This is a genomic window from Actinomadura rupiterrae (genome assembly GCF_024172125.1).
Taxonomy (GTDB): Bacteria; Actinomycetota; Actinomycetes; order Streptosporangiales; family Streptosporangiaceae; genus Spirillospora; species Spirillospora rupiterrae.
The window spans coordinates 1-23161 of sequence record NZ_JAMZEA010000018.1 but is presented as its reverse complement, the minus strand read 5'-3'; the positions used below and the strand labels follow the sequence as shown (position 1 = coordinate 23161).

Here is a 23161-nt window from a genome sequence, read left to right as displayed (position 1 = left end):
ATGCCACGTAGCCTTAAGAAGGGCCCCTTCGTGGACGACCACCTGATCAAGAAGGTGGACGCCCAGAACGAGAAGGGGACGAAGAACGTCATCAAGACGTGGTCGCGGCGCTCCATGATCGTGCCGGACATGATCGGTCACACGATCGCCGTGCACGACGGCCGCAAGCACGTTCCGGTGTTCATCACCGACGCCATGGTGGGGCACAAGCTCGGCGAGTTCGCGCCGACGCGCACGTTCCGCAGCCACGTCAAGGAAGACCGTCGCAGCCGTCGCGGCTGACACGGGCAGGAATCTGTAGGAGAGAGGGAACAGCGATGGAAGCCAGGGCCCAGGCACGGTTCATCCGTGTCACGCCCATGAAGGCTCGGCGCGTGGTGGACCTCATCCGCGGCCTGCCCGCCGCGGAGGCGCAGCAGGTGCTGCGGTTCGCCCCACAGGCGGCGAGTGAGCCCGTGGGCAAGGTGCTCGCGAGTGCCATCGCCAACGCCGAGCACAACTTCAAGCTCGACACCGACACGCTCGTCGTGTCCGCCGCGTACGTGGACGAGGGGCCGACGCTGAAGCGTTTCCGCCCCCGCGCCCAGGGTCGGGCTTACCGCATCAACAAGCGCACGAGCCACATCACGGTGGTCGTCGCCCCGCAGGACGAGGTCGCTGCGGCCGGCGGTAAGAAGACGAGGAGGGCCCGGTAGTGGGTCAGAAGATCAACCCGCACGGGTTCCGGCTCGGCATCACCACCGACCACAAGTCCGTGTGGTTCGCCACCAAGCTCTACAAGGACTACGTCAAGGAGGACGTCCAGATCCGGCGCATGCTCTCCAAGGGCATGGACCGGGCGGGCATCTCCAAGGTCGAGATCGAGCGCACCCGCGACCGCGTCGAGGTGAACATCCACACCGCGCGTCCGGGCATCGTGATCGGCCGCCGCGGCGCCGAGGCCGAGCGCCTCCGGGGCGACCTGGAGAAGCTCACCGGCAAGCAGGTCCGGCTGAACATCCTCGAGGTCAAGAACCCCGAGATCGACGCCCAGCTCGTCGCGCAGGGCGTGGCCGAGCAGCTGAGCTCCCGCGTGGCGTTCCGCCGCGCGATGCGCAAGGCGATCCAGTCGGCCATGAAGTCCGGCGCCAAGGGCATCAAGGTGCAGTGCTCCGGCCGCCTCGGCGGCGCGGAGATGTCGCGGTCGGAGTTCTACCGCGAGGGCCAGGTCCCGCTGCACACGCTGCGCGCCGACATCGACTACGGCTTCTACGAGGCCCGGACGACCTTCGGCCGCATCGGCGTCAAGGTGTGGATCTACAAGGGCGAGGCCGCCCAGACCCGCGCCGAGCGCGAGGCCCAGGCCGCGCAGCAGCGCGCCGCCGGCGGCGGTGGCCGCGGTGGCGAGCGCCGTGACCGGCGCGGTGGTGGCGGCGGCGGCGGCCGCGGCGGCCGCGGCGGCCGTGGCGGCCAGGGCGGCGGCGACCGCGCGCCCCGCCAGCAGCAGCAGAACACCGAGCAGCAGGCCCCCGCGACCGAGGCTGCTCCGTCTGGTGAGGGGAGCTGAACCCGATGCTGATCCCTCGTAAGGTCAAGCACCGCAAGCAGCACCACCCGAAGCGCCGGGGAATGGCCAAGGGCGGTACGAAGGTTACCTTCGGTGAGTACGGCATCCAGGCCGTCGAGGCCGCGTACGTGACCAACCGGCAGATCGAGGCCGCGCGTATCGCCATGACCCGCCACATCAAGCGTGGCGGCAAGGTCTGGATCAACATCTTCCCGGACCGTCCGCTGACCAAGAAGCCGGCCGAGACCCGCATGGGCTCCGGCAAGGGTTCGGTCGAGTGGTGGGTGGCCAACGTGAAGCCGGGCCGCGTGATGTTCGAGATCTCCTACCCGAACGAGCAGATCGCTCGGGAGGCGCTCACCCGCGCGATCCACAAGCTGCCCATGAAGTGCAAGATCGTCAAGCGAGAGGTGGGTGAGTCCTGATGGCCAAGGGTCTTACCGCCGACGAGCTGCGGACCGAGCCCGAGGACGTCCTGGTCACCAAGCTGAAGGAAGCCAAGGAGGAGCTGTTCAACCTCCGCTTCCAGGCGGCGACCGGGCAGCTGGAGAGCCACGGGCGGCTGCGCACGGTGAAGCGCGAGATCGCCCGCATCTACACCGTCATGCGCGAGCGCGAGCTCGGCATCGTCACGGTCGCCGAGGGCGCCGCGGAGGGCGAGAAGTAATGGCAGAGCAGACCGAAGCGCGCAGCACCCGCAAGGTGCTGGAGGGCCTGGTGGTCTCCGACAAGATGGACAAGACCGTCGTCGTGTCCGTCGAGGACCGCGTCAAGCACGCGAAGTACCACAAGGTCATCCGCCGCACCAAGAACTACAAGGCGCACGACGAGGCCAACGAGTGTGGCATCGGCGACCGCGTCCGCCTGATGGAGACCCGCCCGCTGTCGGCGACCAAGCGCTGGCGCGTGGTGGAGATCCTCGAGAAGGCCAAGTAACCAGGGAGCTCCGTCCCATCCGGGGCGCCTCCCGACAGACTCCCCGTGGGCGGGCCCTCAGCCGAGGGCCCGCGTTCGGGGGGAGACCAGTGAAGGTTCCGCCAGGCTCCGCGGGCGACGCCCCCGGAGAACCGGTGTGACGAACAGGAGTTGACGTGATCCAGCAGGAGTCGCGACTCAAGGTCGCCGACAACACGGGTGCGAAGGAGATCCTTTGCATCCGCGTTCTCGGTGGCTCGGGTCGGCGCTACGCGGGAGTCGGCGACGTCATTGTCGCGACGGTGAAGGACGCCCTTCCCGGCGCGGGCGTGAAGAAGGGTGACGTCGTCAAGGCGGTCGTCGTGCGCACCCGCAAGGAGCGCCGGCGCCCGGACGGCTCCTACATCCGCTTCGACGAGAACGCGGCCGTCCTGATCAAGGACGGCGGGGACCCCCGCGGCACCCGTATCTTCGGCCCGGTGGGCCGCGAACTGCGCGAGAAGAAGTTCATGCGCATCATCTCGCTCGCGCCGGAGGTGCTGTGATGAAGATCAGGAAGGGCGACGAGGTCGTCGTCATCGCGGGCAAGGACAAGGGTGCGACCGGCAAGGTCATCCGCGTGCTGCCCCGTGAGGAGCGCGTCGTCGTCGAAGGCGTCAACCTCATCACGAAGAACATCAAGGCCGACGCGCAGCGAGCCGGCAAGGAAAGCGGCCGCGTGACCGTCGAGGCGCCCCTCCACGTCAGCAACGTGGCCCTCGCCGAGGACGGCAAGCCCGTCCGCGCGGGCTACCGCGTGAACGAGGACGGCACCAAGGTCCGGATCTCGCGCCGTAGCGGCAAGGAGATCTGAGATGACCGAGACCGTTACCGAGCGCCCCGTCCCGCAGCCGCGCGTCAAGCTCCGCTACCGCGAGGAGATCGTCGCGGCGATGCAGGAGCAGTTCGGCTACAGCAACATCATGCTGGTGCCGGGCCTCACCAAGATCGTCGTGAACATGGGCGTCGGCGACGCCGCCAAGGACGCGAAGCTGATCGAGGGCGCCGTCCGCGACCTGACCGCGATCACCGGCCAGAAGCCGGCCGTGAACCGGGCCAAGAAGTCCATCGCGCAGTTCAAGCTGCGCGAGGGCATGCCGATCGGCGCGCACGTCACGCTGCGCGGCGACCGCATGTGGGAGTTCCTGGACCGGCTGCTGGCCACCGCGCTGCCCCGCATCCGTGACTTCCGCGGCCTGTCGCCGAAGCAGTTCGACGGCAACGGGAACTACACCTTCGGTCTGACCGAGCAGGTCATGTTCCACGAGGTCGACCCGGACAAGATCGACCGCGTCCGGGGCATGGACATCACCGTGGTGACCACCGCCAAGACCGACGATGAGGGCCGGGCGCTGCTGAAGCTCCTGGGCTTCCCGTTCAAGGAGAACTGAGCCGAATGGCCAAGAAGAGCCTGATCGCCAAGGCGGCCCGGAAGCCCAAGTTCGGCGTGCGCGCGTACACTCGTTGCTCGCGCTGCGGCCGTCCGCGCTCCGTGTACCGCAAGTTCGGCCTGTGCCGCGTCTGCTTCCGCGAGATGGCGCACCGGGGCGAGTTGCCGGGCATCACGAAGTCGAGCTGGTAACCAGCCCGGCCTGTAATAACCACCGGGCACCTGGTGAAGGTGCCCATGACCGCGCCAAAGGTCCATCCGTTCCGTCCGCCGGGCGGGCGGGCGGATGGAAACCGTGGCGAGGGAGGGCCAGTAGGCCATGACGATGACCGACCCGATCGCAGACATGCTGACGCGTCTGCGGAACGCTAACTCGGCGTACCACGACTCGGTGTCGATGCCGTACTCCAAGATCAAGGCGCACATCGCCGAGATCCTCCAGCAGGAGGGCTACATCTCGGGCTGGAGCGTCGAGGACGCCGAGGTGGGCAAGAAGCTCCTGGTCGAGCTGAAGTTCGGCCCCACCCGCGAGCGTTCGATCGCCGGCATCAAGCGCGTTTCCAAGCCCGGTCTCCGGGTGTACGCGAAGAAGGACAACCTGCCCAAGGTCCTCGGCGGACTGGGCGTCGCGATCATCTCGACGTCCTCCGGCCTGATGACGGACCGGCAGGCCGGCAAGCGCGGCGTGGGCGGCGAAGTCCTCGCCTACGTCTGGTAGAGGGGAGGATTCGAAAAATGTCTCGCATTGGACGTCTCCCCATCGCCGTTCCCGGCAATGTCGAGGTGAAGATCGACGGCCAGGACGTGGCGGTGAAGGGCCCCAAGGGCGCCCTGTCGCTGACGGTCGCCGAGCCGATCGAGGTTCAGCTGGAGGACGGTCAGGTGACCGTGTCCCGGCCGAACGACGTCAACACGGTCCGCGCGCTGCACGGCCTGACCCGGTCGCTGATCAACAACATGGTGGTCGGCGTCACCGAGGGGTACAAGAAGACCCTGGTCATCCAGGGCGTCGGTTACCGCGTGGTGGCCAAGGGCAAGAACCTGGAGTTCTCGCTCGGCTACAGCCACCCGATCACGGTCGAGCCGCCGGAAGGCATCACCTTCACGGTGGAGAAGCCGACCCAGCTGGTCGTCGAGGGTATCGACAAGCAGAAGGTCGGCGAGGTCGCCGCCAACATTCGTAAGCTGCGCAAGCCCGACCCGTACAAGGGCAAGGGCGTGCGTTACGAGGGCGAGCAGATCCGCCGCAAGGTCGGAAAGGCTGGTAAGTAGTCATGGCAGGCACGAAGCACCTGGCCGGCAAGGCCACGTCGAAGCGTGCGCTGGCCCGCAAGCGGCGGCACCTGCGGGTCCGCAAGAAGGTCGTCGGCTCCGCCGAGCGTCCCCGCCTTGTCGTGACGCGCTCCAACCAGCACATGTTCGCCCAGGTCATCGACGACTCCAAGGGCCACACCGTGGCGTGGGCGTCGACGATGGAGGCCGACCTGCGCGCTTCCGACGGCGACAAGACGGCCAAGTCGCGCCGGGTCGGCGAGCTGCTCGCCGAGCGCGCGCAGGCCGCCGGGGTCACCGCCGTGGTCTTCGACCGCGGTGGCAACAAGTACCACGGTCGCGTCGCCGCCGTCGCGGACGGCGCCCGCGAGGGGGGCCTGAAGCTCTGATGGCTCTCACGACCAATGAGAAGAGGAACCACTGATGGCAGCGCAGAGGCGTGGTGGCGGTCAGGGTGGCGACCGTCGCGACGGCCGCCGCGATGACCGTCGCGGTGGCGCCGACAAGGGCCAGTCGTACATCGAGAAGGTCGTGGCGATCAACCGTGTCGCCAAGGTCGTCAAGGGTGGACGTCGCTTCAGCTTCACCGCCCTGGTGATCGTCGGTGACGGCAACGGCACCGTCGGCGTCGGGTACGGCAAGGCCAAGGAGGTGCCCGCGGCGATCGCCAAGGGTGTCGAGGAGGCCAAGAAGCACTTCTTCAAGGTGCCGCGGATCCAGGGCACCATCCCGCACACCGTCCAGGGTGAGGCCGCCGCCGGCGTCGTCCTGCTGCGCCCGGCCTCGCCGGGTACCGGTGTGATCGCGGGTGGCCCGGTGCGCGCGGTGCTGGAGTGCGCCGGCATCCACGACGTGCTGAGCAAGTCGCTGGGCACCGACAACGCGATCAACATCGTCCACGCCACCGTGGACGGGCTGAAGCAGCTGAAGCGTCCGGAGGAGATCGCGGCCAAGCGCGGCCTGCCGATCGAGGACGTGGCTCCGGCCGCGATGCTGCGCGCGCGGGCCGCCGGGTCCGAGGCGCGGACGGAGGCGGCCGCATCATGAGCCAGCTGAAGATCACGCAGAAGAAGTCCGTGATCAGCGAGAAGCAGAACCAGCGTGACACGCTGCGGACGCTGGGCCTCAAGAAGATCGGCCAGTCGGTCGTCCGGGAGGACTCCCAGCAGGTTCGCGGCATGATCCGGACGGTGGCCCACCTGGTCGCCGTCGAGGAGGTCGACTGACATGGCCGACGCCACCGAGGGCACCCCGCTCAAGGTGCACGACCTGCGTCCGGCCCCGGGTGCCAACCGCGCCAAGACCCGCAAGGGTCGCGGCGAGGCGTCCAAGGGCAAGACCGCCGGCCGCGGCACCAAGGGCACCAAGGCCCGCAACACCGTTCCGGTCGGGTTCGAGGGCGGCCAGATGCCCCTGATCCGCCGGATTCCGAAGCTCAAGGGCTTCAAGAACCCGAACCGGGTCGAGTTCCAGGTCGTGAACCTGGACAAGCTCGCCGCCCTCTACCCCGAGGGTGGCGAGGTCACCGCCGAGGACCTGGCGGCCAAGGGCGCGGTGCGCTCCGGCCGTCCGGTGAAGATCCTCGGCACCGGTGAGATCTCCGTCGCCGTCCAGGTGAAGGTGCACGCCTTCTCCGGCGCGGCCAAGGAGAAGATCGCGGCCGCCGGCGGTACCGCCGAGCAGCTCTGAGAACGACACCCGTGAGACCGGGGCCAGAGTCCACCACGTGTCCGGGCCGGTGGGCCCGCCGCGTGGGAACCGGCCCCGGTCTCATCTGCTGTTAGAGTCTCCCCGGCGTCGCGGGGCGGCGCGTTTCCCGCGCGCCGCGCCCCCGCCGTCGTTGCCCCAGGGCCGATGTTTCGCAAGTTCCCGCAGGAGGAATGGTGCTGACCGCGTTCGCTCGGGCCTTCCGGACGCCCGATCTGCGTAAGAAGCTGCTGTTCACGCTTCTGATGATCGTGGTGTTCCGGATCGGCCAGAACCTGCCGACCCCGAACGTGAACGTGGAGGTGCTCAAGCAGACCGCCGACGCCGCGAAGAAGTCCAACCAGCTTTATGGTCTGGTGGATCTGTTCTCCGGTGGCGCGCTGCTGAAGCTGTCGGTGTTCGCGCTGGGCATCATGCCCTACATCACCGCCTCGATCATCCTGCAGCTGTTGACGGTGGTGATCCCGCGGCTGGAGGCCCTGAAGAAGGAGGGCCAGGCCGGCACCACCAAGATCACCCAGTACACCCGGTACCTGACGGTGGGTCTGGCGATCCTGCAGGGCACCGGGATCGTGGCGATGGCCTCGACCGGGAACCTGTTCCAGGGCAGCTCGGGCGCCGACATCCTGTACAAGACCGGGATCTTCCCGATCATCACGATGGTGATCTGCATGGTCGCGGGCACCGCGGTGATCATGTGGCTGGGTGAGCTGGTCACCGACCGGGGTGTCGGCAACGGCATGTCGATCCTGATCTTCACGCAGGTCGTGGCGGTGTTCCCGTCCCAGTTCTGGTCGATCTACAAGGCCAAGGGCGGGTTCGTGTTCACGCTGGTGATCGTCGTCGGGTTGGCGATCATGGCGGGTGTGGTGTTCGTGGAGCAGGCGCAGCGCCGGATCCCGGTGCAGTACGCCAAGCGGATGGTCGGCCGGCGGATGTACGGCGGGACCTCCACCTACATCCCGCTGAAGGTCAACCAGGCCGGCATCATCCCGGTGATCTTCGCCTCGTCGCTGCTGTACCTGCCGGTGCTGGCGACCCAGCTGTGGCCGAATGTGCACTGGCTGCAGAAGGTCCAGCCGTACCTCAAGCAGGACAACCCGTGGCACATGGCGATCTTCTTCGTCTTCATCATCTTCTTCACCTACTTCTACGTCGCGATCACCTTCAACCCCACTGAAGTCGCCGACAACATGAAGAAGTATGGTGGGTTCATCCCAGGTATCCGTCCGGGTCGGCCCACCGCCGAGTATCTGGACTACGTGCTGACCCGGATCACCACTCCGGGCGCGCTCTACCTGGGGCTCGTCGCGCTGATCCCCATGGTGGCGTTCGCGTTGCTGAACGCCACGCAGAACTTCCCCTTCGGCGGGACGAGCATCCTGATCGTCGTCGGCGTCGGACTGGATACCGTGAAGCAGATCGAATCCCAACTCCAGCAGCGCAACTACGAAGGCTTCCTGCGGTAGATGCGTATCGTTCTGGTGGGCCCCCCCGGAGCGGGCAAGGGGACGCAGGCCCAGTACATCGCGTCGCACCTGTCGATCCCGAAAATCTCGACGGGTGACATCTTCCGCGCCAACATCAAAGAGCGCACCCAGCTCGGGCAGCAGGCCAAGGAGTACATGGACCGGGGCGACCTGGTCCCGGACGAGGTCACCATCAACATGGTGCGCGACCGGCTCCAGCAGGAGGACGCCCGCGACGGGTTCCTGCTCGACGGCTTCCCGCGCAACGTGCCCCAGGCCGAGACGCTGAAGAAGATGCTGGCCGAGTGGGACACCCGGCTGGACGTCGTCCTCGAACTGGTCGTGGACGAGGACGAGGTCGTCCGGCGGCTGTCCGGCCGGCGGCAGTGCTCGCAGTGCAACCGCATCTGGCACGTCGACTTCGACGACAAGCACGACGACGTCTGCGACGACTGCGGCGGGCGCCTCTACCAGCGCGACGACGACCGCGAGGAGGTCGTCCGGCACCGGCTGGAGGTCTACGCGGAACAGACCGCGCCGCTCGTCCAGTTCTATTCCGACGAGGGCATCCTGCGCGGTATCGACGCGACCGGACCGGTCGAGGACGTCACCCGGCGGGCCCTGGACGCGCTGCGTCCGTTCGAGAAGTAGATCGCCGGGCCCGCGGGAGTCGGGTAACCCCCGAGGCCCCGGCCATGGGGGAGAGACAGTGTTCAAACGGCGCAAGCCCGCCATCCAGATCAAGACGCCCGAGCAGGTCGAGCTGATGCGGGCGGCCGGCCTGCTGGTCGGCCGCACGCTGCAGCTGCTGCGCGAGGCGGTCGAGCCGGGCATCTCCACGCTCGATCTGGACCGGCTGGCCGAGCAGCACATCCGCGACCACGGCGGCGTGCCGTCCTTCCTCGGCTACCACGGCTTCACCGGGACGATCTGCGCCTCGGTGAACGAGGAGATCGTGCACGGCATCCCGCGGCCGGACAAGGTGCTGCGCGACGGCGACGTGATCTCCATCGACTGCGGCGCGATCGTGGACGGCTGGCACGGCGACTCCGCGATCACCGTCCCGGTGGGCGAGATCACCCCCGAGCTGCGGAAGCTGCTCGACGTGACCGAGGCGTCCATGTGGCACGGTCTCGCCGCCGGAGTCGCCGGCGCGCGGCTGACCGACATGTCGCACGCGATCGAGACCTACGTCCGGTCCCAGGGCGAGTACGGGATCGTCGAGGGCTACGGTGGGCACGGCATCGGCACCGAGATGCACATGGACCCGCTCATCCCGAACCACGGCGCGGCGGGCCACGGGCCGGTGCTGGAGCCCGGCATGTGCTTCGCCGTCGAGCCGATGGTCAACCTCGGCACCAAGGACACCGCCGAGCTGGACGACGGCTGGACGGTGATCACCACCGACGGCCTCGCCTCGGCGCACTTCGAGCACACCTTCGCCGTCACGCCCGAGGGTCCGCGCGTCCTGACCGCGCTGGACGAGGGCAAGGAGTGGTTCGCCAAGCTCGGCGCCTGACCCGGCCGCTCGACCCGGGCGGCCGACTCGGGCGGTCGATCCGCCCGGTCGAACCGGGACGGGCGGGGTGGATTCCGTGCCCTGGGGGAAGGTGGTCCTGGCTACCTTGAGAGCACCGCCGATCCTTGGGCACTCTGGGAGGTAGCGGCGGGGCGCATTCCCGCTGCCTCGAACGACGCTGTGAAGGGGTCGCGATGGCGTCCAATCCAGATATCCGGGCCTCGGACGCCGACCGGGACCGGGTGGCCGCCGGCCTGCGCGAGCACACCGCGGAGGGCCGGCTGACCATGGTCGAGCTGGAGGAGCGGCTGGAGGCCGTCTACTCCGCCAGGACCATGGGCGAGCTGGACGAGCTGACCGCCGACCTGCCCGAGGCCGACCTGCACCACCGGCCGATCCCGGCCTACCAGCGCGCCACCGTCGCGCCCCGCTCCCACGGCGGGCAGGTCTGGACGGGGACGCGCGCGATGTGGGGCGCGTGGGCGGTCGTGTCCTCGCTGAACCTGGTGATCTGGGCGATCATCGCGGTGACCGCGCCGGTCGTCCCGTACCCGTGGTGGCTGTGGGTGGCCGGGCCGTGGGGCGCGCTGCTGCTGCTCAGGTCCCTGTTCGGCGGCCCGGAGAGCAAACGTTAGGACTGGAGGACGAGAGAGGCCCGTCCGGGGTTCCGGACGGGCCTCCGACGCGTTCGCGTCCGGTTCAGTCGACCTCCATCAGCGGGCGGTAGTTGCCCGTCGGGACGAAGTGGGTGACGGCCGACTCGCCCTCGATCAGGTGGATCGAGAAGCCCGCGGGCTCGCCGGTGAGCGCGGCCCGGCCCGGCCGGGTGAGGTCGAGGAACAGCTGCCGGTAGGTGCTGGAGGTGGTGGTGCAGGGCGTCCCGGCGAGCGAGCCGGCCGAGCTGCGGTGCACGTGCCCGCTCATCACCCGGACGACCTGGCGGTGCCGCTTGAAGATCTCGGCGAGGCCCTCGGTCCCGGCCAGGCCCGTGTCGTCGATGAACCGGATGCCGATCGGGTACGGCGGGTGGTGCATGGCGATCACGGTCGGGACGTCCGGATGCTCGGCGAGCGTCGCGTCCAGCCAGGCGAGGCGCTCCAGGTCCAGCTCGCCGGACGTCGAGCCCGGGATGGTCGTGTCGAGGCAGACCAGCCGGGTTCCGGCGACGTCCACCGCGTACTGGACGGGCTCGCCGGGGCCGCCGCTGCCGGCGACGGCCGGATGGTCGCGGAACGCGTGCCGCAGCGCGTCCCGGTCGTCGTGGTTGCCGGGCAGCGGGTAGACCGCCATCGGCAGCGGGGACAGCAGGGCGTGCAGCCGGGCGTACTCGATCGGCCGGCCGCCGTCGGCCAGGTCCCCGGTCAGGACGACCGCGTCCGGCCGGGCGGGCAGTGCCAGCAGGCTGGACACCGCGGCGCGCAGCGAGCGGACCGGCCCCGAGCCGTCGTCCACCTCGCCGTCCCGGCCGACCGCCAGATGGATGTCGCTGAGCTGCGCAATGATCGCCATTGATCCTCCCCCTCCTCCAAGCGAACCACGGACCGGACCCGTTCGCACGCCCCGGCCGCCCGCGCCCGCGGCATCCTCGCCGGGGGAAGCGCTGACCCGATCTTTGCGTCCGGCTGACCGGACCGTCGAGGCGGGCCGGGCAGTAATCGATCACCGGTCCCGTCCGACCCCGGGACCGGCGGGGGAGACCATGCCTTTCCGGTGGCCCGGCGCACGCGCGGCCTCGGCGCGCGCCGTGCTCCTGACCGCGCTCCCCGCCCGCCCGGCGGCGTCCGTGGACGACGGGGCGACGTGGAGACCTGGGAAGGCACGCCTTCGGGCGGGGCGGACGCTGTCGATCATATCCCCGGCCACCGGGGGGCAGGGGCCGCCGGTGCCGCCGGGCCGCCCGCCGGACGCCGCGCCGCGGGGGCCGGGGTCCGCGCTGGTAGAACGTGCCCCGGGCGGGCCCTGGCGGGCCGTGCGGCGGACCGGGAGGCCGGATGCCTAGACCTTGTCCAGGGAGGCGCCGCCAGTCGGCACGCTGCGTTCTGAGGCCGTCGCCGGGGGCGTCCGCCTTCCCGCGACCGCGCGGCCGCCACGAGCGCGCCTCTTTCGCGCTGCCACAGGGCAGGGCGGACGTCCCGGCGCCGCTGCGGACGGCCCTCGACCACGCCGTCCCGACGCGGCTGCTGATTCCGAAGATCGCGCTGTCCGCGCCGCTCGGACGCGTCCTCCCCGGAACGGTCCAGGCCCTGCTCCCGGACGCGCCGGACCGCGCGAGGTGGCTCGCGTCCGGGCCGAGTCCGGGGGAGCCGGGCGCGGCGCTGGTGCTCGGACGGCTGGACACCGCGTCCGGGCCCGGCGTCTTCGCGCACCTGGGCGAGCTGAGCCCGGGCGACATCATCGGCGTCGCGCGCTCGGACGGCACGGTCGCCGTGTTCCGCATGACCCGGGCCGAGCAGGTGCCGAAGCGGCGGTTCAGCGAGTCGCGCGTGCTGGTCGCCGGGACCGTCCCCGAGCTGCGGCTGATCACCTGCGCCGGACGCTACGACCGCGCCCGCGGCGCCTATGACGACAATCTCATCGTCTACGCCACCTTCGCGGCCGCCTACCGCGCCGCCGACCTGGCGTCCATGCCCCGAGGCTGACCCCCGCGCGGTGCCCATGCGGCTTCGGCCCCGAAGTGACGAGCCTCCCAGTCCGCGCGACGTGAGGCAGGGCTAGGCGACGTGGGTGAGGACGGCGCTGAGGGCGGACGTGACGTCCTCCGGGGTGGGCGCGATGTCCGGGACGACGTCGCGGAGCGCGAGCCAGCCGTTGATCGCCTGGGTGGTGGGGCGCGCCTCGCGCAGCTGCGGGTCGTCCACGTCGTACCAGGCGGCGATCTTGGACCAGCGCCAGAGCCGGTGCCCGCCGGTGGACATCTCCGACGCCGGGAAGCCGCCCGGGCCGCGCGCGCCCGTGATCGACAGCCGGACGGACTCGACCGAGCGCCGGACGCGCTCGGCGATGTCGCGGATGGTGAGCAGCGGGTCGGCCTCGACCTGCCGGACGTGCAGCCCGGGCGCGGCGGCCTCCAGGTGCGCGACGACCTGCATCACGGCCTCGGCCAGCGTCGCCGCGTGCCAGGACGCGGTGGCGTTGCCGGGCCGGTCGGCGTGCTGCGGCTCGGTGATGATCGAGACCGTGACCTGTCCGTGGGTGCGGTCGAACAGGGGGTCCAGCTCCTCCTCGTAGAGGGGACGGCTGAGGATCAGCGCGAAGTCATAGCTCGGCATCGATCCTCCCCTGGGCGCCGGTCCGCTCGGACCCTGGACGTTGGTCCTCTTGGAAAGGTACAACGCGGGAGCGCTGTATGCTTGTGTCGGGAGCAGTATCCGGTGCCGGGCCGTGGGATGATTTCGCGTTCCGCCGCCCGGTGACGTACACTCTTATGTCGGTCCGTGTTCGGCCGCCTTGTATCCCTGCTTTGACGCACCTGCGCGTCGTGGCGTGGTCGCGGCCGGTTCCGCACCTCGCCCGATCCCCGGATCTCCGATCCAGCGGCGGTCGCGGCGTGCGTGGGGTGGTCGCGGGCCTTCGTCCAATGAGCCGATCAGCGAAGCGCGGAGGACATGCCCAAGAAGGAAGGCGCCATCGAGATCGAGGGCACCGTCATCGAGTCCCTCCCGAACGCCATGTTCAGGGTTGAGCTGGACAACGGGCACAAGGTGCTCGCCCACATCAGCGGCAAGATGCGGATGCACTACATCCGGATCCTGCCGGACGACCGCGTCGTCGTGGAGCTGAGCCCCTACGACCTCACGCGCGGTCGGATCGTCTACCGCTACAAGTAATCACTGGGGTTGCCTCTCGGGTGTGTGGCGGCACCCGGGTGACCCTGATCAATAGGAGACCCAGTGAAGGTCAAGCCGAGCGTCAAGAAGATCTGCAACAAGTGCCGCGTCATCCGCCGGCACGGCCGGGTCATGGTCATCTGCTCCGACCCGCGCCACAAGCAGCGTCAGGGCTGACGCCCAGACCGCAGGCGCTCAACAACTGATCCACGCATCGCAGCCTTCGCACGCGGTCGCCGTACGGCTCCGGTCCACCAAGATCGGGTCGTGCGGCACCGTCGTGTGAAGGGGCCACCCCCGGACGGAGGCCGGGGCCGCCACCCGACGCGAGTCGGGTGTGTGCGGACGCGATGCGCCAACACCTCCGCCAAATGAAGGGAACCGCCAGAGATGGCACGCCTCCTCGGCGTCGACCTCCCGCGCGACAAGCGCGTGGAGATCGCTCTCACCTACATCTTCGGCATCGGTCGCACCCGCGCCCAGGAGACGCTGGCCCAGACCGGCGTCGACCCGGACACCCGCGTCCACCAGCTCACCGACGAGGACCTGGTGAAGCTGCGCGACTGGATGGAAGCCAACTACAAGACCGAGGGCGACCTCCGTCGCGAGATCCAGGCCGACATCCGCCGCAAGATCGAGATCGGTTGCTACCAGGGCATCCGGCACCGCCGCGGCCTCCCCGTGCACGGTCAGCGCACGCAGACCAACGCGCGTACCCGCAAGGGCAAGAAGAAGACCGTGGCCGGTAAGAAGAAGGCCGGCAAGAAGTAGCAGTCCGTCCGGACCTCGTCTGGTCTGACGGATCGACGACCTCAGAAGGAAGAGAGCAGAGATGCCTCCCAAGAGCCGTGTCGGCGCGAAGAAGGTGCGCCGCAAGGAGAAGAAGAACGTCGCTCACGGGCACGCCCACATCAAGAGCACGTTCAACAACACCATCGTCTCGATCACCGACCCCAACGGGAACGTGATCTCCTGGGCCTCCTCCGGCCACGTCGGATTCAAGGGCTCCCGCAAGTCCACCCCGTTCGCCGCGCAGCAGGCCGCCGAGGCCGCCGCCCGGCGCGCGATGGAGCACGGGATGCGCAAGGTCGACGTGTTCGTCAAGGGTCCGGGCTCGGGCCGTGAGACCGCGATCCGCTCGCTCCAGGCCACCGGCCTCGAAGTGGGCTCGATCCAGGACGTCACGCCCGTTCCGCACAACGGCTGCCGCCCGCCGAAGCGTCGCCGGGTCTGAGAAGCCGTAGGGGAGATCACAGAAAATGGCTCGTTACACCGGTGCGGACTGCAAGCTCTGCCGCCGCGAGAAGATGAAGCTGTTCCTCAAGGGCAGCAAGTGCGAGGGCCCGAAGTGCCCGATCGAGATCCGTCCCTACCCGCCGGGTGAGCACGGCCGCGGTCGTCCCAAGGAGACCGAGTACCTGCTCCAGCTTCGCGAGAAGCAGAAGGCCAAGCGCATCTACGGCGTGCTTGAGCGGCAGTTCTCGAACTACTACGTCGAGGCCAACCGCCAGCAGGGCAAGACGGGTGACAACCTGCTCTCGCTGCTGGAGCGCCGCCTGGACAACGTCGTGTACCGCGCGGGCTTCGCCAAGTCCCGCGACATGGCGCGCCAGCTGATCCGGCACGGTCACATCCGGGTCAACGGCAAGAAGGTCGACATCCCGAGCTTCCTCGTCTCCGAGGCCGACATCGTGGACGTCAAGGCCAAGTCGCTGGAGATGACGCCGTTCCAGGTCGCCAAGGCCGAGGCCGGCGAGCGCCAGGTTCCGGCCTGGCTGGGCGTGGACGCCGAGCGCATGCGCATCTTCGTGCACTCGCTGCCCGTCCGCCAGCAGATCGACGCTCCCGTCCAGGAGCAGCTGATCGTCGAGCTCTACTCCAAGTAGGGCTCACCGCCCGCCGCCCGCCCGCGCCATGCGTGGGCGGCGGCGGGCAGGGAAGAACTCCACTGCGGTCGTCATATAGCGGGCACCGCGGAAAGAAGGAAAACCCATGCTCATCGCTCAGCGCCCGACCCTCACCGAGGAGCAGGTCGACGAGTACCGGTCGCGGTTCACCATCGAGCCGCTGGAGCCGGGCTTCGGCTACACGATCGGCAACTCACTCCGCCGCACCCTGCTGTCGTCCATCCCCGGAGCCGCTGTCACCAGCATCCGGATCGAGGGCGTCCTGCACGAGTTCTCCACCGTGCCGGGGGTGAAGGAGGACGTCACCGACATCATCCTGAACCTCAAGGAGCTCGTCGTCTCGTCCGAGCACGACGAGCCGGTGGTCATGTACCTGCGCAAGCAGGGCCCCGGCGAGGTCACCGCGGCCGACATCGCGCCGCCGGCCGGTGTGGAGGTCCACAACCCGGACCTGCACATCGCCACGCTGAACAACAAGGCCAAGCTGGAGATGGAGCTGACGGTCGAGCGCGGCCGCGGCTACGTCTCGGCGGCCCAGAACAAGCAGCCGGGTCAGGAGATCGGCCGGATCCCGATCGACTCCATCTACTCGCCCGTGCTCAAGGTCACCTACAAGGTCGAGGCCACCCGAGTCGAGCAGCGCACCGACTTCGACCGCCTCATCCTGGACGTGGAGACCAAGGCCGCGATGCTGCCGCGCGACGCGGTGGCCTCGGCCGGCAAGACCCTCGTCGAGCTGTTCGGCCTGGCCCGGGAGCTCAACGTCGAGGCCGAGGGCATCGACATGGGCCCGTCCCCGACGGACGCCGCGCTCGCCGCGGACCTGGCCCTGCCGATCGAGGAGCTGAACCTCACGGTCCGCTCCTACAACTGCCTGAAGCGCGAGGGCATCCACTCGGTGGGCGAGCTGGTGGCCCGCTCCGAGCAGGACCTCCTCGACATAAGGAATTTCGGCGCCAAGTCCATCGAAGAGGTCAAGCAGAAGCTCAACGACATGGGCCTCTCGCTGAAGGACTCGCCTCCCGGGTTCGACCCGTCCGCCGCCGCCGACAACTACGGCGACGACGACGGCGGCTACGCCGAGACCGAGCAGTACTGATCTCCGCCTAGCCTGAAACCGATCCGGGCCCAACTGGGCCAGGATCATCCGCAACCCCGTCGCCGGTACCTGGTACGGCCGGCGGCGGAGATTTGCCACCGGTGCCTGGCACGGCCGGTGCAAGAAGGGACACACCATGCCTCAGCCCACCAAGGGCGCCCGCCTCGGCGGCGGCGCGGCTCACCAGAAGCTGCTTCTGGCGAACCTCGCGACCTCGCTGTTCGAGCACGGCCGCATCACCACCACCGAGGCCAAGGCCCGCCGCCTGCGCCCGCTGGCGGAGAAGCTGATCACCAAGGCCAAGAAGGGCGACCTGCACAACCGCCGCCTCGCGGCCAAGACGATCCGTGACAAGGGCGTCCTGCACACCCTGTTCACCGAGATCGGCCCGGCCATGGCCGACCGTCCCGGCGGTTACACCCGGATCACCAAGCTCGGCCCGCGCAAGGGCGACAACGCCCCCATGGCGGTCATCGAGCTGGTGACCGAGCAGCTGGCGGCGTCGTCCCGTCCGGCCCAGGCCGCCGCTCCGGCCGAGCCCGTCGCCGAGGCCCCCGCCGAGACCCCCGAGGTCGCGGACGAGGCCGAGGAGACCGCGGAGGAGAAGGCGGAGTAAGGCCCCGGAAGGGTTCTTTCCCGCTCGACATGTGAGGGCCCGCCGTCCCCCTACGGGACGGCGGGCTCGATCTTTGCCAGACTGGATCCCATGGTCAGGGGGGGCGATGATGCACTGGGGCACGCCGCCGGACGGGGACGGTCCCATGCCGGGGCCCCGCACCGGAGGCACGGTCGGCGGAAATCGGACAGTCGGCAGGAACTGGTTGGACGCGCGATGCCCGACGCAAAGGACAAGGAACCCCCGCCTCCCATGACCGCTCTCGTACGACTCCGGCTCGACATCGGCTACGACGGGTCGGACTTCGCGGGCTGGGCTCGACAGCCCGGCCAGCGCACCGTCCAGGGCGTGATCGAGGACGCGCTGGCCCGGGTGCTGCGGCTCGACCCCCCGCCCGTGCTCACCGTCGCCGGGCGCACCGACGCGGGCGTGCACGCCCGCGGCCAGGTCGCGCACGTGGTGGTGCCCGTCGCCGCCTACTCGGCCGTCAACGGGACGCTCCCGCGCCGCCTGGCGGGCCTGCTACCGCCGGACGTGCGGGTCTGGCGCGTCCGGACGGCCCCGGAGGGCTTCGACGCGCGCTTCTCCGCGCTGTCCCGGCGCTACGCCTACCGCGTCTGCGACGACCCCGTGGGCGTCGACCCGCTGCGCCGCCACGACGTCCTCTGGCACCCGCGCCCCCTCGACATCAGCCGGATGAACGCCGCGACGAAGCTGATGCTCGGCGAGCACGACTTCGCCGCCTTCTGCCGCAAGCGCGAGGGCGCCACGACGATCCGCGAGCTCCAGGTCTTCGAGTGGAACCGCGAGGAGAAGCACTTCGCGGTCGCCACGGTGAAGGCCGACGCGTTCTGCCACTCCATGGTCCGCGCGCTGGTCGGGGCGCTGCTGGTCGTCGGTGACGGCCGCCGCGACATCGACTGGCCCGCCGAGGTGCTCGGTGCGCGCGTCCGCGACTCGGCGGTGAACGTGGCTCCCGCGCACGGCCTGTCGCTGGAGGAGATCTCGTATCCGGACGACGCCGATCTGGCGCTCCGGGCGCAGCAGACCCGGCGCGTCCGGACCTTGGGCTAGATCCTCGTTCACGACTGAGCGCCCGGTGCCGTGCGGCACCGGGCGCTCAGTCGTTCTGCCGTTCAGACTTGGGCTCAGCCTCGGGCGCGGGCGTCCAGGGCCTTGGTGCCGTAGTCGAGGAACTGCTGGGCCAGGCCCTTGATCTGGGTGTCCTGGGGCGTGATGCGGGTGCCGTCGGTGTAGGTGGCGTACGCGTATGCGACGTAACGGCCTCGAACGGTAGCGGCAGCGTAACCGCCCGTGCCGTCGATGTCGGGCGAGTGCGGTCCGGTGAGGCCGCGGAACCACTCGTAGCGGCCCGGGTTTCCGGAGCGGCTCACCTTGACGGCCGCGTCGTGCGTCGGGAGGACGGCGACACCGCTGGTCACGGCGAACTTCTTGGAGTCGCTGACGAACGTCACGCGGACGACCGCCCGGCAGCCCTCGTGCGCGAGCGCGGCGGCCATCGAGCCGCGCGCGGTCAGGCCGCACTGGTGGTTGACCGACGATCGGTCGCGCTGGAAGTTCTGTCCGCCCAGCTGGATCGCCGGGCTCGGGAAGACCTCGGTCAGCGCGAGCGGTCTGGTGTCGGTCTTCTCGTCGTTGATGTCCACGGGGTGGTGGACGGGCGCGCTCGGCGACGGCGAGCCGCCGGCCACCGGGCGGGTCTTGTGCTTCGTGGTCTTGCCGCCGCCGTCACTGGAGACGATTCCGGCCACGGCGATACCGCCGACCGCGAGGACCGCCGCGGCGACGCCTCCGCCGATCAGCAGGCGCTTCCGCCGGCTCGCCTTGGAACCGGGTCCGCTGTTCAGCGGGCCTGCCGGGAAGACCGGCTGCGGGCCGGTGTTGCCGTCGTTCGGGCCGTCCGGGCGGAGGGGCGGCGGCTGGACGGGCGCTACCGCCGTGGCCGTCGCGCCCCCGGTGGCCGGCCTTTGCGGGACGGTCGGCATGTCGGTGACCGTGACCGGCGCGTTCTGCCTCGGGACGTCGTGGACGGTCTGCTCGACGTTCCGCTCGACCGTCGGCAGGGCCACGGCGGGCGGCAGCGTCACGCCGGGCGGAAGGATCGCGTCCGGCGTCAGGACGGGCCCGGACGTCCGGCTGTCCGTCCGCGCCTCCAGCCCGGCCGCCGGAGCCGCCTGCGGCGCCGGGGGTGGCGTGATCGCCGGCCGAGGCTCCGCGACCGTCGGCTGAGGCCCGGTCCCGTCCGCGGACGGCACCGGAGGCAGCGCCTGCGGCCCCGTCCCGTCCGCCGCCTGCCCGCCCGCGCTGGGTTGCGCGGACGGCAGCGGCTGAGGGCCAGTGCCGTCGGACTGCGCTGACGGGAGCGGCCGAGGGCCGGTGCTGGCAGCCTGCTCGGGCTGCGAGGCCGCGGGCGGCTGGATCGGCGTGCCGTCCGGGACGGTGTCGCGTGCCGGACGGGACGTCGGCTTCGGACGGGGGACGGCCCGGCGCGAGTCCACGTCGGGTGCACCCGCCCCTGCCACGAGCCGATCTTCCGGCTCCGGCACGCGCCGGTTCCCGGCCGCCGACCCCGCGCCCGGACCGGCTGCCGAAGCATGGAGCGGAGCCGCCTGGTCAGGGGCCTCGGCGGGGTGTGGCGCCGTCGGTTCCGGGCCGTCCGCGTGCGGCGGGCTCGCCGGGTCGGCAGCGGCCTCGGCATGCGGCACGGGTGCTTCCGGGCGCGGCTGGGTCGCCGGGCCGGTGGGCGCGGGCGCGGGGTCGTAGGTGGGTGCGGGGGCCGGGGTGGCCTCCGCTTGGTGTGGCGGGGAGGAAGGGGGCTCGGGGTCCGGCTCGTCCGTGTCGGTGGACTCGGCGGCCCACCAGGGGGCCTGGAGGCGGAAGGCGGTCGGGATGCGGAGTTCGCCCGCAGGGCGCGCCGGCTCGTCGTGGCCGAAGCTCGGCGGCGCGGCAGGGGCGGGGTCCGCCGCCGCCTCGGCGGGGCGGATCTCGTCAGGTTCAGGCATGGGGGTTCAGGTCCTCGTGCCGATCAGCTCCGGTAGGGCTTGCCCTCGGTCTCCCGGTAGTGCAGCGCGAAACTGAGGCCGCTGCCCTGGATCACCTGCTGGCCGAAGTCGGAGACGTCCTGGTGCGCGCTGTCGGCGATCTTCTTGCCGTCCGGCCGCTGCACCCAGGTCATGACCAGGTAGTGGCCGCGTGCCTCGGCGGTGCCGAGGGCGAGCCCGGTGCCGATCTTCTTGGTGTTGCCGGAGCCCGGCAGCGGCTTGAGGTAGGCGTCCTTGTCGGCCGCCGCCTTCACCGCCGCCTTGGCCGCGGTCTCGGTCTTGAGGTTGAAAACTCCGACGGTGCCGATGAGCTTGCCGTCGCCGCGCGTGTAGGTGGCGCGGAGCACCTGGGAGCAGCCGCCCTTCTTCACTGAGCCGGTCAGTGCCGTGCCGCCGACCGCTCCGGTGCAGTCCTTGGCGGTGTTCCAGCCGGTCCGCTTGTACTTCTCGCCCGCGCCGGAGAACGACGCCTTGCCGTAGATCTCGGCGAGGCCCAGCGGGCTGGGGTCGGTGGCCCGGGACTTCAGCTTCACCGGGTCCAGGGTCTGGGAGGGGGACGGGGACGGCTGGGTCCCCTTGGCCGGCGCGGACTTGGTCGTCGCCGTGGTCTTGTGCTTCGGCTTCGGGTCGTCCTTGAGCAGGGACGCCGCGGCGATGCCGCCGCCGATGAGCACCACGCCCGCGACGGCCGCGCCGCCGATGATCAGCGGCAGGTTGCGCTTCTTGGCCTTGCCGGGGGGCGGTCCGGCCACGTGCTGGTCGAAGCCGTCGCCGCCGAAGCCGCCCGGCCCGCCGGGGCCGGGACCGAAATCGCCCGGGCCGCCGGAGCCGTGCTCGCCCTGCCCGTACTCGCCGGGGCCTGGGCCGAAGTCGTTCTGGCCCGAGCCGAACTCGCCGCCCGGGGCGCCGAACTGGTGCTGCTGCTCGCCGAACGCGGGCGCGTGGCCGGGACCGGCCTGCGGGGCGTCGAAGCCCTGGCCGGGAGCGTTGAAGCCCTGGCCGGGAGCGGGGTCGTCGAAGCCGGGCTGGGGAGCGCCGAAGCCCTGGTCGGAGGCGGGGCCGCCGAACGCGGGCGGGTCGCCGAGGGCGGCCGTCCCGTTCGGGTCGCCGTGCCCGGACGCCGAGCGCGCCGGTTCCTGCGACAGGCCGCCCGGGGGCGCGCCGAAGGAACCGGGGGCGAACCGGTTCTGGTCGTCGTCCCACGAGACCGGCGCGGGCTCCGCGCCGCCGGGACCGTGGGGCTGCCGCGACGGCTGCTCTGCAGGCCAGCCGCCGTTTCTGCCTGTGTCACCGGGGTAACCCATGGCTCGGACCCTACCGTTCTTTACTCAGGGCTCTGGACCTTCGGCCCACCCACCATGACATGGGGGCGAACCGGACGCCGCTGGTTTCGGGAACCTCACGCGGCGTCCGCCGGAGCTCACATCCAGCCGAAGTCCTGGGTCCACAGCGGGCCGTCCGGACCGTCCGCCCGGCCGACGCCGATCGCCTTCAAACCGCAGTTCAGGATGTTGGCGCGGTGCCCGGGGCTGTTCATCCAGCCCTTCATGACGGCGGCCGCGTCCGGGAAGCCCTTGGCGATGTTCTCGGCGCCCGGCTGGGTGTAGCCCTGGCGCTTGATCCGGGTCCACGGGTCGTCGCCGTTCCGGGAGTCGTGGCTGAAGTAGTCGTGCGCCGCCATGTCCTGCGAGTGGAGGCGGGCGGCGCGGGTGAGGCGCGCGTCCAGCCGCAGCGGGGAGCAGCCCGCCTTGGCGCGCTGCTGGTTGGTCAGCTTGTAGACGGCCATCTCGGACGCGGTCGCGCCGCCGCCACCGCCGGAGCCGGAGCCGCCGTTCCCACCGGAACCAGACCCGCCGCCCGAGCCGCCCGAGCCGCCGTTTCCGCCCGATCCGCCGGACGGGGAGTCCGAGCCGCCGCCGGTCTTGCCGGACGTGGGCTTCGAGGCGGGCTTCTTCGAGCTCGGCTTGGCCTTGGGCTTCGTGCTGGGAGCCCTGGACGGCGTCCTGGACGGGCTGTCGCTGGGCGAGGCGTCCGGCTGCGTCCCGGTCTGGTCGGACGGCCCGCCCTCGGGCTTGGACGCGGCGGTCGGCTTCTGCTCGCCGCCGTCCGATGTGAGCTGGTTCACGGCGATGCCCGCGCCGACGACCAGGGCCATCGCCCCGGCCGCGCCCGCGATGATCAGCGGCGTCCGGCGCTTGCGACCGCCACCGCCGCCGGGACGGGAGTCCCAGAAGTCGCGTCCGCCGCCCGATCCACCGGACCGTCCGCCGCCGTGCGGGCCGCCATGACCGCCGCCGTACCCGGGAGGGGGCTCGTGCGGCGCCCGTCCGGTGGGGGAGTAGGCGAGCGTGTCACCGGCCTCGGGAACGTAGTTCTGGTCGCCGTGCGCGGGCGGATAGGGCTGCTGGTCGCCGTAGCCGGGGCCGTGAGCGCCCTGAGCGTGGACGGGGGCGTCCTGAGCCCTGTGAGCGCCCTGAAAGGGCTGCGCGGCCTGGGAGGCGCCGAGAGGGGGAATCGCCTCGTACGGGCGGTGCCGCTCGTGTTCCAGGGGCCGGGGCCCGGCGGGCGGGTCGAACTGGTCCGGGGCCCCGTACCCGCCGAGGGGCGCGGAGGGCGCGGGCGGGTAGGGCTCGTCCGCCCGGGGATCTCGGGGATGGGACGAGCGGGAGGCGCGGCGGGGAGGGCGCATCGAGTGCTCCTGGGGGCCGGGCCGGCGCGCTGCCGGCGAGGGGGAACCGGACGGGCGGCACCTTATCCATATATGGGACATAAGTCGTTGACCCGAGGCAACGA

At 70.6% G+C, this 23161-nt stretch carries 34 protein-coding genes; 29 read left to right on the top strand and 5 right to left on the bottom strand.

What is annotated here, in order from left to right:
• From rpsS to FHU30_RS42805, 20 genes are all read left to right on the top strand, one after another.
• Complete coding sequence (gene rpsS / locus FHU30_RS42900; RefSeq protein WP_030176138.1) at positions 1–282, top strand: 30S ribosomal protein S19; 282 nt, start codon at positions 1–3, stop codon at positions 280–282.
• A gap of 35 nt (positions 283–317) precedes the next feature.
• Complete coding sequence (rplV, locus tag FHU30_RS42895) at positions 318–695, top strand: 50S ribosomal protein L22 (protein WP_253883481.1); 378 nt, start codon at positions 318–320, stop codon at positions 693–695.
• On the top strand, positions 695–1546 hold the full coding sequence (rpsC, locus tag FHU30_RS42890) for a 30S ribosomal protein S3 (RefSeq protein WP_253883480.1): 852 nt from the start codon (positions 695–697) through the stop codon (positions 1544–1546). The genes rplV and rpsC overlap by 1 nt, the downstream gene beginning before the upstream one ends.
• A gap of 5 nt (positions 1547–1551) precedes the next feature.
• On the top strand, positions 1552–1971 hold the full coding sequence (gene rplP, locus FHU30_RS42885; RefSeq protein ID WP_117360384.1) for a 50S ribosomal protein L16: 420 nt from the start codon (positions 1552–1554) through the stop codon (positions 1969–1971).
• Entirely contained in the window at positions 1971–2213 is a 243-nt protein-coding gene (rpmC, locus tag FHU30_RS42880; protein WP_253883479.1) for a 50S ribosomal protein L29, read from the top strand. The genes rplP and rpmC overlap by 1 nt, the downstream gene beginning before the upstream one ends.
• Positions 2213–2482: a 30S ribosomal protein S17 gene (gene rpsQ / locus FHU30_RS42875; protein WP_253883478.1), complete on the top strand. Its 270-nt coding sequence runs from the start codon at positions 2213–2215 to the stop codon at positions 2480–2482. Before rpmC ends, rpsQ begins: the two co-directional genes overlap by 1 nt.
• Before the next feature lie 155 nt (positions 2483–2637).
• Positions 2638–3006 carry a 50S ribosomal protein L14 gene (gene rplN / locus FHU30_RS42870; RefSeq protein WP_026414311.1) on the top strand — a complete coding sequence of 123 codons (369 nt, stop codon included), beginning with the start codon at positions 2638–2640 and terminating at the stop codon, positions 3004–3006.
• Positions 3006–3314: a 50S ribosomal protein L24 gene (gene rplX / locus FHU30_RS42865; RefSeq protein WP_253883477.1), complete on the top strand. Its 309-nt coding sequence runs from the start codon at positions 3006–3008 to the stop codon at positions 3312–3314. The genes rplN and rplX overlap by 1 nt, the downstream gene beginning before the upstream one ends.
• Before the next feature lies 1 nt (position 3315).
• Positions 3316–3891 carry a 50S ribosomal protein L5 gene (gene rplE, locus FHU30_RS42860; protein WP_253883476.1) on the top strand — a complete coding sequence of 192 codons (576 nt, stop codon included), beginning with the start codon at positions 3316–3318 and terminating at the stop codon, positions 3889–3891.
• A gap of 5 nt (positions 3892–3896) precedes the next feature.
• Positions 3897–4082 carry a type Z 30S ribosomal protein S14 gene (locus FHU30_RS42855; RefSeq protein WP_018657585.1) on the top strand — a complete coding sequence of 62 codons (186 nt, stop codon included), beginning with the start codon at positions 3897–3899 and terminating at the stop codon, positions 4080–4082.
• A 127-nt stretch (positions 4083–4209) separates the two neighbouring features.
• Positions 4210–4608 (top strand): 30S ribosomal protein S8, encoded by a 399-nt coding sequence (gene rpsH, locus FHU30_RS42850; RefSeq protein WP_026414314.1) that lies wholly within the window; start codon positions 4210–4212, stop codon positions 4606–4608.
• A 17-nt stretch (positions 4609–4625) separates the two neighbouring features.
• Positions 4626–5162 (top strand): 50S ribosomal protein L6, encoded by a 537-nt coding sequence (rplF, locus tag FHU30_RS42845; protein ID WP_253883475.1) that lies wholly within the window; start codon positions 4626–4628, stop codon positions 5160–5162.
• Between the two features lie 2 nt (positions 5163–5164).
• The gene (gene rplR, locus FHU30_RS42840; protein ID WP_253883474.1) at positions 5165–5551 is read left to right on the top strand and encodes a 50S ribosomal protein L18; all 387 of its coding nucleotides are present in this window, start codon (positions 5165–5167) and stop codon (positions 5549–5551) included.
• A gap of 34 nt (positions 5552–5585) precedes the next feature.
• Positions 5586–6209, top strand: a complete 624-nt coding sequence (gene rpsE / locus FHU30_RS42835; RefSeq protein WP_443612903.1) for a 30S ribosomal protein S5 — start codon at positions 5586–5588, stop codon at positions 6207–6209.
• Entirely contained in the window at positions 6206–6388 is a 183-nt protein-coding gene (rpmD, locus tag FHU30_RS42830; protein WP_253883473.1) for a 50S ribosomal protein L30, read from the top strand. Before rpsE ends, rpmD begins: the two co-directional genes overlap by 4 nt.
• Before the next feature lies 1 nt (position 6389).
• Positions 6390–6851 carry a 50S ribosomal protein L15 gene (gene rplO, locus FHU30_RS42825; protein WP_253883472.1) on the top strand — a complete coding sequence of 154 codons (462 nt, stop codon included), beginning with the start codon at positions 6390–6392 and terminating at the stop codon, positions 6849–6851.
• A gap of 194 nt (positions 6852–7045) precedes the next feature.
• Positions 7046–8338, top strand: a complete 1293-nt coding sequence (gene secY / locus FHU30_RS42820) for a preprotein translocase subunit SecY (protein WP_253883639.1) — start codon at positions 7046–7048, stop codon at positions 8336–8338.
• A complete protein-coding gene (locus FHU30_RS42815) occupies positions 8339–8989 on the top strand; it encodes an adenylate kinase (RefSeq protein WP_253883471.1) in 651 nt (216 codons plus the stop codon).
• Positions 8990–9047: 58 nt separating this feature from the next.
• Positions 9048–9857, top strand: coding sequence for a type I methionyl aminopeptidase (map, locus tag FHU30_RS42810; RefSeq protein ID WP_253883470.1), 810 nt, complete (start codon positions 9048–9050; stop codon positions 9855–9857).
• A 194-nt stretch (positions 9858–10051) separates the two neighbouring features.
• Complete coding sequence (locus tag FHU30_RS42805; protein ID WP_253883469.1) at positions 10052–10492, top strand: DUF1707 SHOCT-like domain-containing protein; 441 nt, start codon at positions 10052–10054, stop codon at positions 10490–10492.
• Between the two features lie 64 nt (positions 10493–10556).
• Here FHU30_RS42805 and FHU30_RS42800 read toward each other — a convergent pair whose 3' ends face one another.
• On the bottom strand, positions 10557–11366 hold the full coding sequence (locus FHU30_RS42800) for a phosphodiesterase (protein ID WP_253883468.1): 810 nt from the start codon (positions 11364–11366) through the stop codon (positions 10557–10559).
• Between the two features lie 482 nt (positions 11367–11848).
• Here FHU30_RS42800 and FHU30_RS42795 point away from each other — a divergent pair, with 482 nt between their 5' ends.
• The gene (locus tag FHU30_RS42795; RefSeq protein WP_253883467.1) at positions 11849–12496 is read left to right on the top strand and encodes a sortase domain-containing protein; all 648 of its coding nucleotides are present in this window, start codon (positions 11849–11851) and stop codon (positions 12494–12496) included.
• A gap of 72 nt (positions 12497–12568) precedes the next feature.
• On the opposite strand, the gene FHU30_RS42790 is transcribed toward FHU30_RS42795, so the two are convergent.
• Positions 12569–13126: a hypothetical protein gene (locus FHU30_RS42790; RefSeq protein ID WP_253883466.1), complete on the bottom strand. Its 558-nt coding sequence runs from the start codon at positions 13124–13126 to the stop codon at positions 12569–12571.
• 336 nt (positions 13127–13462) lie between these two features.
• On the opposite strand from FHU30_RS42790, the gene infA reads away from it, so the two are divergent.
• The 8 genes from infA (at position 13463) to truA (ending at position 18380) form a co-directional block, all read left to right on the top strand.
• Positions 13463–13684: a translation initiation factor IF-1 gene (gene infA / locus FHU30_RS42785; protein ID WP_018657567.1), complete on the top strand. Its 222-nt coding sequence runs from the start codon at positions 13463–13465 to the stop codon at positions 13682–13684.
• A 63-nt stretch (positions 13685–13747) separates the two neighbouring features.
• Positions 13748–13861: a 50S ribosomal protein L36 gene (gene rpmJ / locus FHU30_RS42780; RefSeq protein ID WP_021596712.1), complete on the top strand. Its 114-nt coding sequence runs from the start codon at positions 13748–13750 to the stop codon at positions 13859–13861.
• 213 nt (positions 13862–14074) lie between these two features.
• Entirely contained in the window at positions 14075–14455 is a 381-nt protein-coding gene (gene rpsM, locus FHU30_RS42775) for a 30S ribosomal protein S13 (RefSeq protein ID WP_253883465.1), read from the top strand.
• A 61-nt stretch (positions 14456–14516) separates the two neighbouring features.
• Complete coding sequence (gene rpsK, locus FHU30_RS42770) at positions 14517–14918, top strand: 30S ribosomal protein S11 (protein WP_021596710.1); 402 nt, start codon at positions 14517–14519, stop codon at positions 14916–14918.
• A gap of 25 nt (positions 14919–14943) precedes the next feature.
• Positions 14944–15570 (top strand): 30S ribosomal protein S4, encoded by a 627-nt coding sequence (rpsD, locus tag FHU30_RS42765; protein ID WP_253883464.1) that lies wholly within the window; start codon positions 14944–14946, stop codon positions 15568–15570.
• A 106-nt stretch (positions 15571–15676) separates the two neighbouring features.
• The gene (locus FHU30_RS42760; RefSeq protein ID WP_026415301.1) at positions 15677–16690 is read left to right on the top strand and encodes a DNA-directed RNA polymerase subunit alpha; all 1014 of its coding nucleotides are present in this window, start codon (positions 15677–15679) and stop codon (positions 16688–16690) included.
• 136 nt (positions 16691–16826) lie between these two features.
• Positions 16827–17306 carry a 50S ribosomal protein L17 gene (rplQ, locus tag FHU30_RS42755; protein ID WP_253883463.1) on the top strand — a complete coding sequence of 160 codons (480 nt, stop codon included), beginning with the start codon at positions 16827–16829 and terminating at the stop codon, positions 17304–17306.
• A 252-nt stretch (positions 17307–17558) separates the two neighbouring features.
• Positions 17559–18380, top strand: a complete 822-nt coding sequence (gene truA, locus FHU30_RS42750) for a tRNA pseudouridine(38-40) synthase TruA (RefSeq protein ID WP_253883462.1) — start codon at positions 17559–17561, stop codon at positions 18378–18380.
• 74 nt (positions 18381–18454) lie between these two features.
• Here the strand turns inward: truA and FHU30_RS42745 are convergent, their stop codons facing one another.
• From FHU30_RS42745 to FHU30_RS42735, 3 genes are all read right to left on the bottom strand, one after another.
• A complete protein-coding gene (locus FHU30_RS42745; RefSeq protein ID WP_253883461.1) occupies positions 18455–20329 on the bottom strand; it encodes a hypothetical protein in 1875 nt (624 codons plus the stop codon).
• Positions 20330–20352: 23 nt separating this feature from the next.
• Positions 20353–21672 carry a hypothetical protein gene (locus tag FHU30_RS42740; RefSeq protein WP_253883460.1) on the bottom strand — a complete coding sequence of 440 codons (1320 nt, stop codon included), beginning with the start codon at positions 21670–21672 and terminating at the stop codon, positions 20353–20355.
• A 116-nt stretch (positions 21673–21788) separates the two neighbouring features.
• The gene (locus FHU30_RS42735) at positions 21789–23057 is read right to left on the bottom strand and encodes a CAP domain-containing protein (RefSeq protein ID WP_253883459.1); all 1269 of its coding nucleotides are present in this window, start codon (positions 23055–23057) and stop codon (positions 21789–21791) included.
• Positions 23058–23161 lie beyond the last annotated feature (104 nt).

Excerpts from the sequence above, each read along its gene's own strand:
- rpsS (WP_030176138.1), top strand. The coding sequence starts at position 1 with ATGCCACGTAGCCTTAAGAAGGGCCCCTTCGTGGACGACCACCTGATC.
- rplV (WP_253883481.1), top strand. The coding sequence starts at position 318 with ATGGAAGCCAGGGCCCAGGCACGGTTCATCCGTGTCACGCCCATGAAG.
- rplP (WP_117360384.1), top strand. The coding sequence starts at position 1,552 with ATGCTGATCCCTCGTAAGGTCAAGCACCGCAAGCAGCACCACCCGAAG.
- rpmC (WP_253883479.1), top strand. The coding sequence starts at position 1,971 with ATGGCCAAGGGTCTTACCGCCGACGAGCTGCGGACCGAGCCCGAGGAC.
- rpsQ (WP_253883478.1), top strand. The coding sequence starts at position 2,213 with ATGGCAGAGCAGACCGAAGCGCGCAGCACCCGCAAGGTGCTGGAGGGC.
- rplX (WP_253883477.1), top strand. The coding sequence starts at position 3,006 with ATGAAGATCAGGAAGGGCGACGAGGTCGTCGTCATCGCGGGCAAGGAC.
- rplE (WP_253883476.1), top strand. The coding sequence starts at position 3,316 with ATGACCGAGACCGTTACCGAGCGCCCCGTCCCGCAGCCGCGCGTCAAG.
- FHU30_RS42855 (WP_018657585.1), top strand. The coding sequence starts at position 3,897 with ATGGCCAAGAAGAGCCTGATCGCCAAGGCGGCCCGGAAGCCCAAGTTC.
- rpsH (WP_026414314.1), top strand. The coding sequence starts at position 4,210 with ATGACGATGACCGACCCGATCGCAGACATGCTGACGCGTCTGCGGAAC.
- rplF (WP_253883475.1), top strand. The coding sequence starts at position 4,626 with ATGTCTCGCATTGGACGTCTCCCCATCGCCGTTCCCGGCAATGTCGAG.
- rplR (WP_253883474.1), top strand. The coding sequence starts at position 5,165 with ATGGCAGGCACGAAGCACCTGGCCGGCAAGGCCACGTCGAAGCGTGCG.
- rpsE (WP_443612903.1), top strand. The coding sequence starts at position 5,586 with ATGGCAGCGCAGAGGCGTGGTGGCGGTCAGGGTGGCGACCGTCGCGAC.
- rpmD (WP_253883473.1), top strand. The coding sequence starts at position 6,206 with ATGAGCCAGCTGAAGATCACGCAGAAGAAGTCCGTGATCAGCGAGAAG.
- rplO (WP_253883472.1), top strand. The coding sequence starts at position 6,390 with ATGGCCGACGCCACCGAGGGCACCCCGCTCAAGGTGCACGACCTGCGT.
- FHU30_RS42815 (WP_253883471.1), top strand. The coding sequence starts at position 8,339 with ATGCGTATCGTTCTGGTGGGCCCCCCCGGAGCGGGCAAGGGGACGCAG.
- FHU30_RS42805 (WP_253883469.1), top strand. The coding sequence starts at position 10,052 with ATGGCGTCCAATCCAGATATCCGGGCCTCGGACGCCGACCGGGACCGG.
- FHU30_RS42800 (WP_253883468.1), bottom strand. The coding sequence starts at position 11,366 with ATGGCGATCATTGCGCAGCTCAGCGACATCCATCTGGCGGTCGGCCGG.
- FHU30_RS42795 (WP_253883467.1), top strand. The coding sequence starts at position 11,849 with ATGCCTAGACCTTGTCCAGGGAGGCGCCGCCAGTCGGCACGCTGCGTT.
- FHU30_RS42790 (WP_253883466.1), bottom strand. The coding sequence starts at position 13,126 with ATGCCGAGCTATGACTTCGCGCTGATCCTCAGCCGTCCCCTCTACGAG.
- infA (WP_018657567.1), top strand. The coding sequence starts at position 13,463 with ATGCCCAAGAAGGAAGGCGCCATCGAGATCGAGGGCACCGTCATCGAG.
- rpsM (WP_253883465.1), top strand. The coding sequence starts at position 14,075 with ATGGCACGCCTCCTCGGCGTCGACCTCCCGCGCGACAAGCGCGTGGAG.
- rpsK (WP_021596710.1), top strand. The coding sequence starts at position 14,517 with ATGCCTCCCAAGAGCCGTGTCGGCGCGAAGAAGGTGCGCCGCAAGGAG.
- rpsD (WP_253883464.1), top strand. The coding sequence starts at position 14,944 with ATGGCTCGTTACACCGGTGCGGACTGCAAGCTCTGCCGCCGCGAGAAG.
- FHU30_RS42760 (WP_026415301.1), top strand. The coding sequence starts at position 15,677 with ATGCTCATCGCTCAGCGCCCGACCCTCACCGAGGAGCAGGTCGACGAG.
- rplQ (WP_253883463.1), top strand. The coding sequence starts at position 16,827 with ATGCCTCAGCCCACCAAGGGCGCCCGCCTCGGCGGCGGCGCGGCTCAC.
- truA (WP_253883462.1), top strand. The coding sequence starts at position 17,559 with ATGACCGCTCTCGTACGACTCCGGCTCGACATCGGCTACGACGGGTCG.
- FHU30_RS42745 (WP_253883461.1), bottom strand. The coding sequence starts at position 20,329 with ATGCCTGAACCTGACGAGATCCGCCCCGCCGAGGCGGCGGCGGACCCC.
- FHU30_RS42740 (WP_253883460.1), bottom strand. The coding sequence starts at position 21,672 with ATGGGTTACCCCGGTGACACAGGCAGAAACGGCGGCTGGCCTGCAGAG.
- FHU30_RS42735 (WP_253883459.1), bottom strand. The coding sequence starts at position 23,057 with ATGCGCCCTCCCCGCCGCGCCTCCCGCTCGTCCCATCCCCGAGATCCC.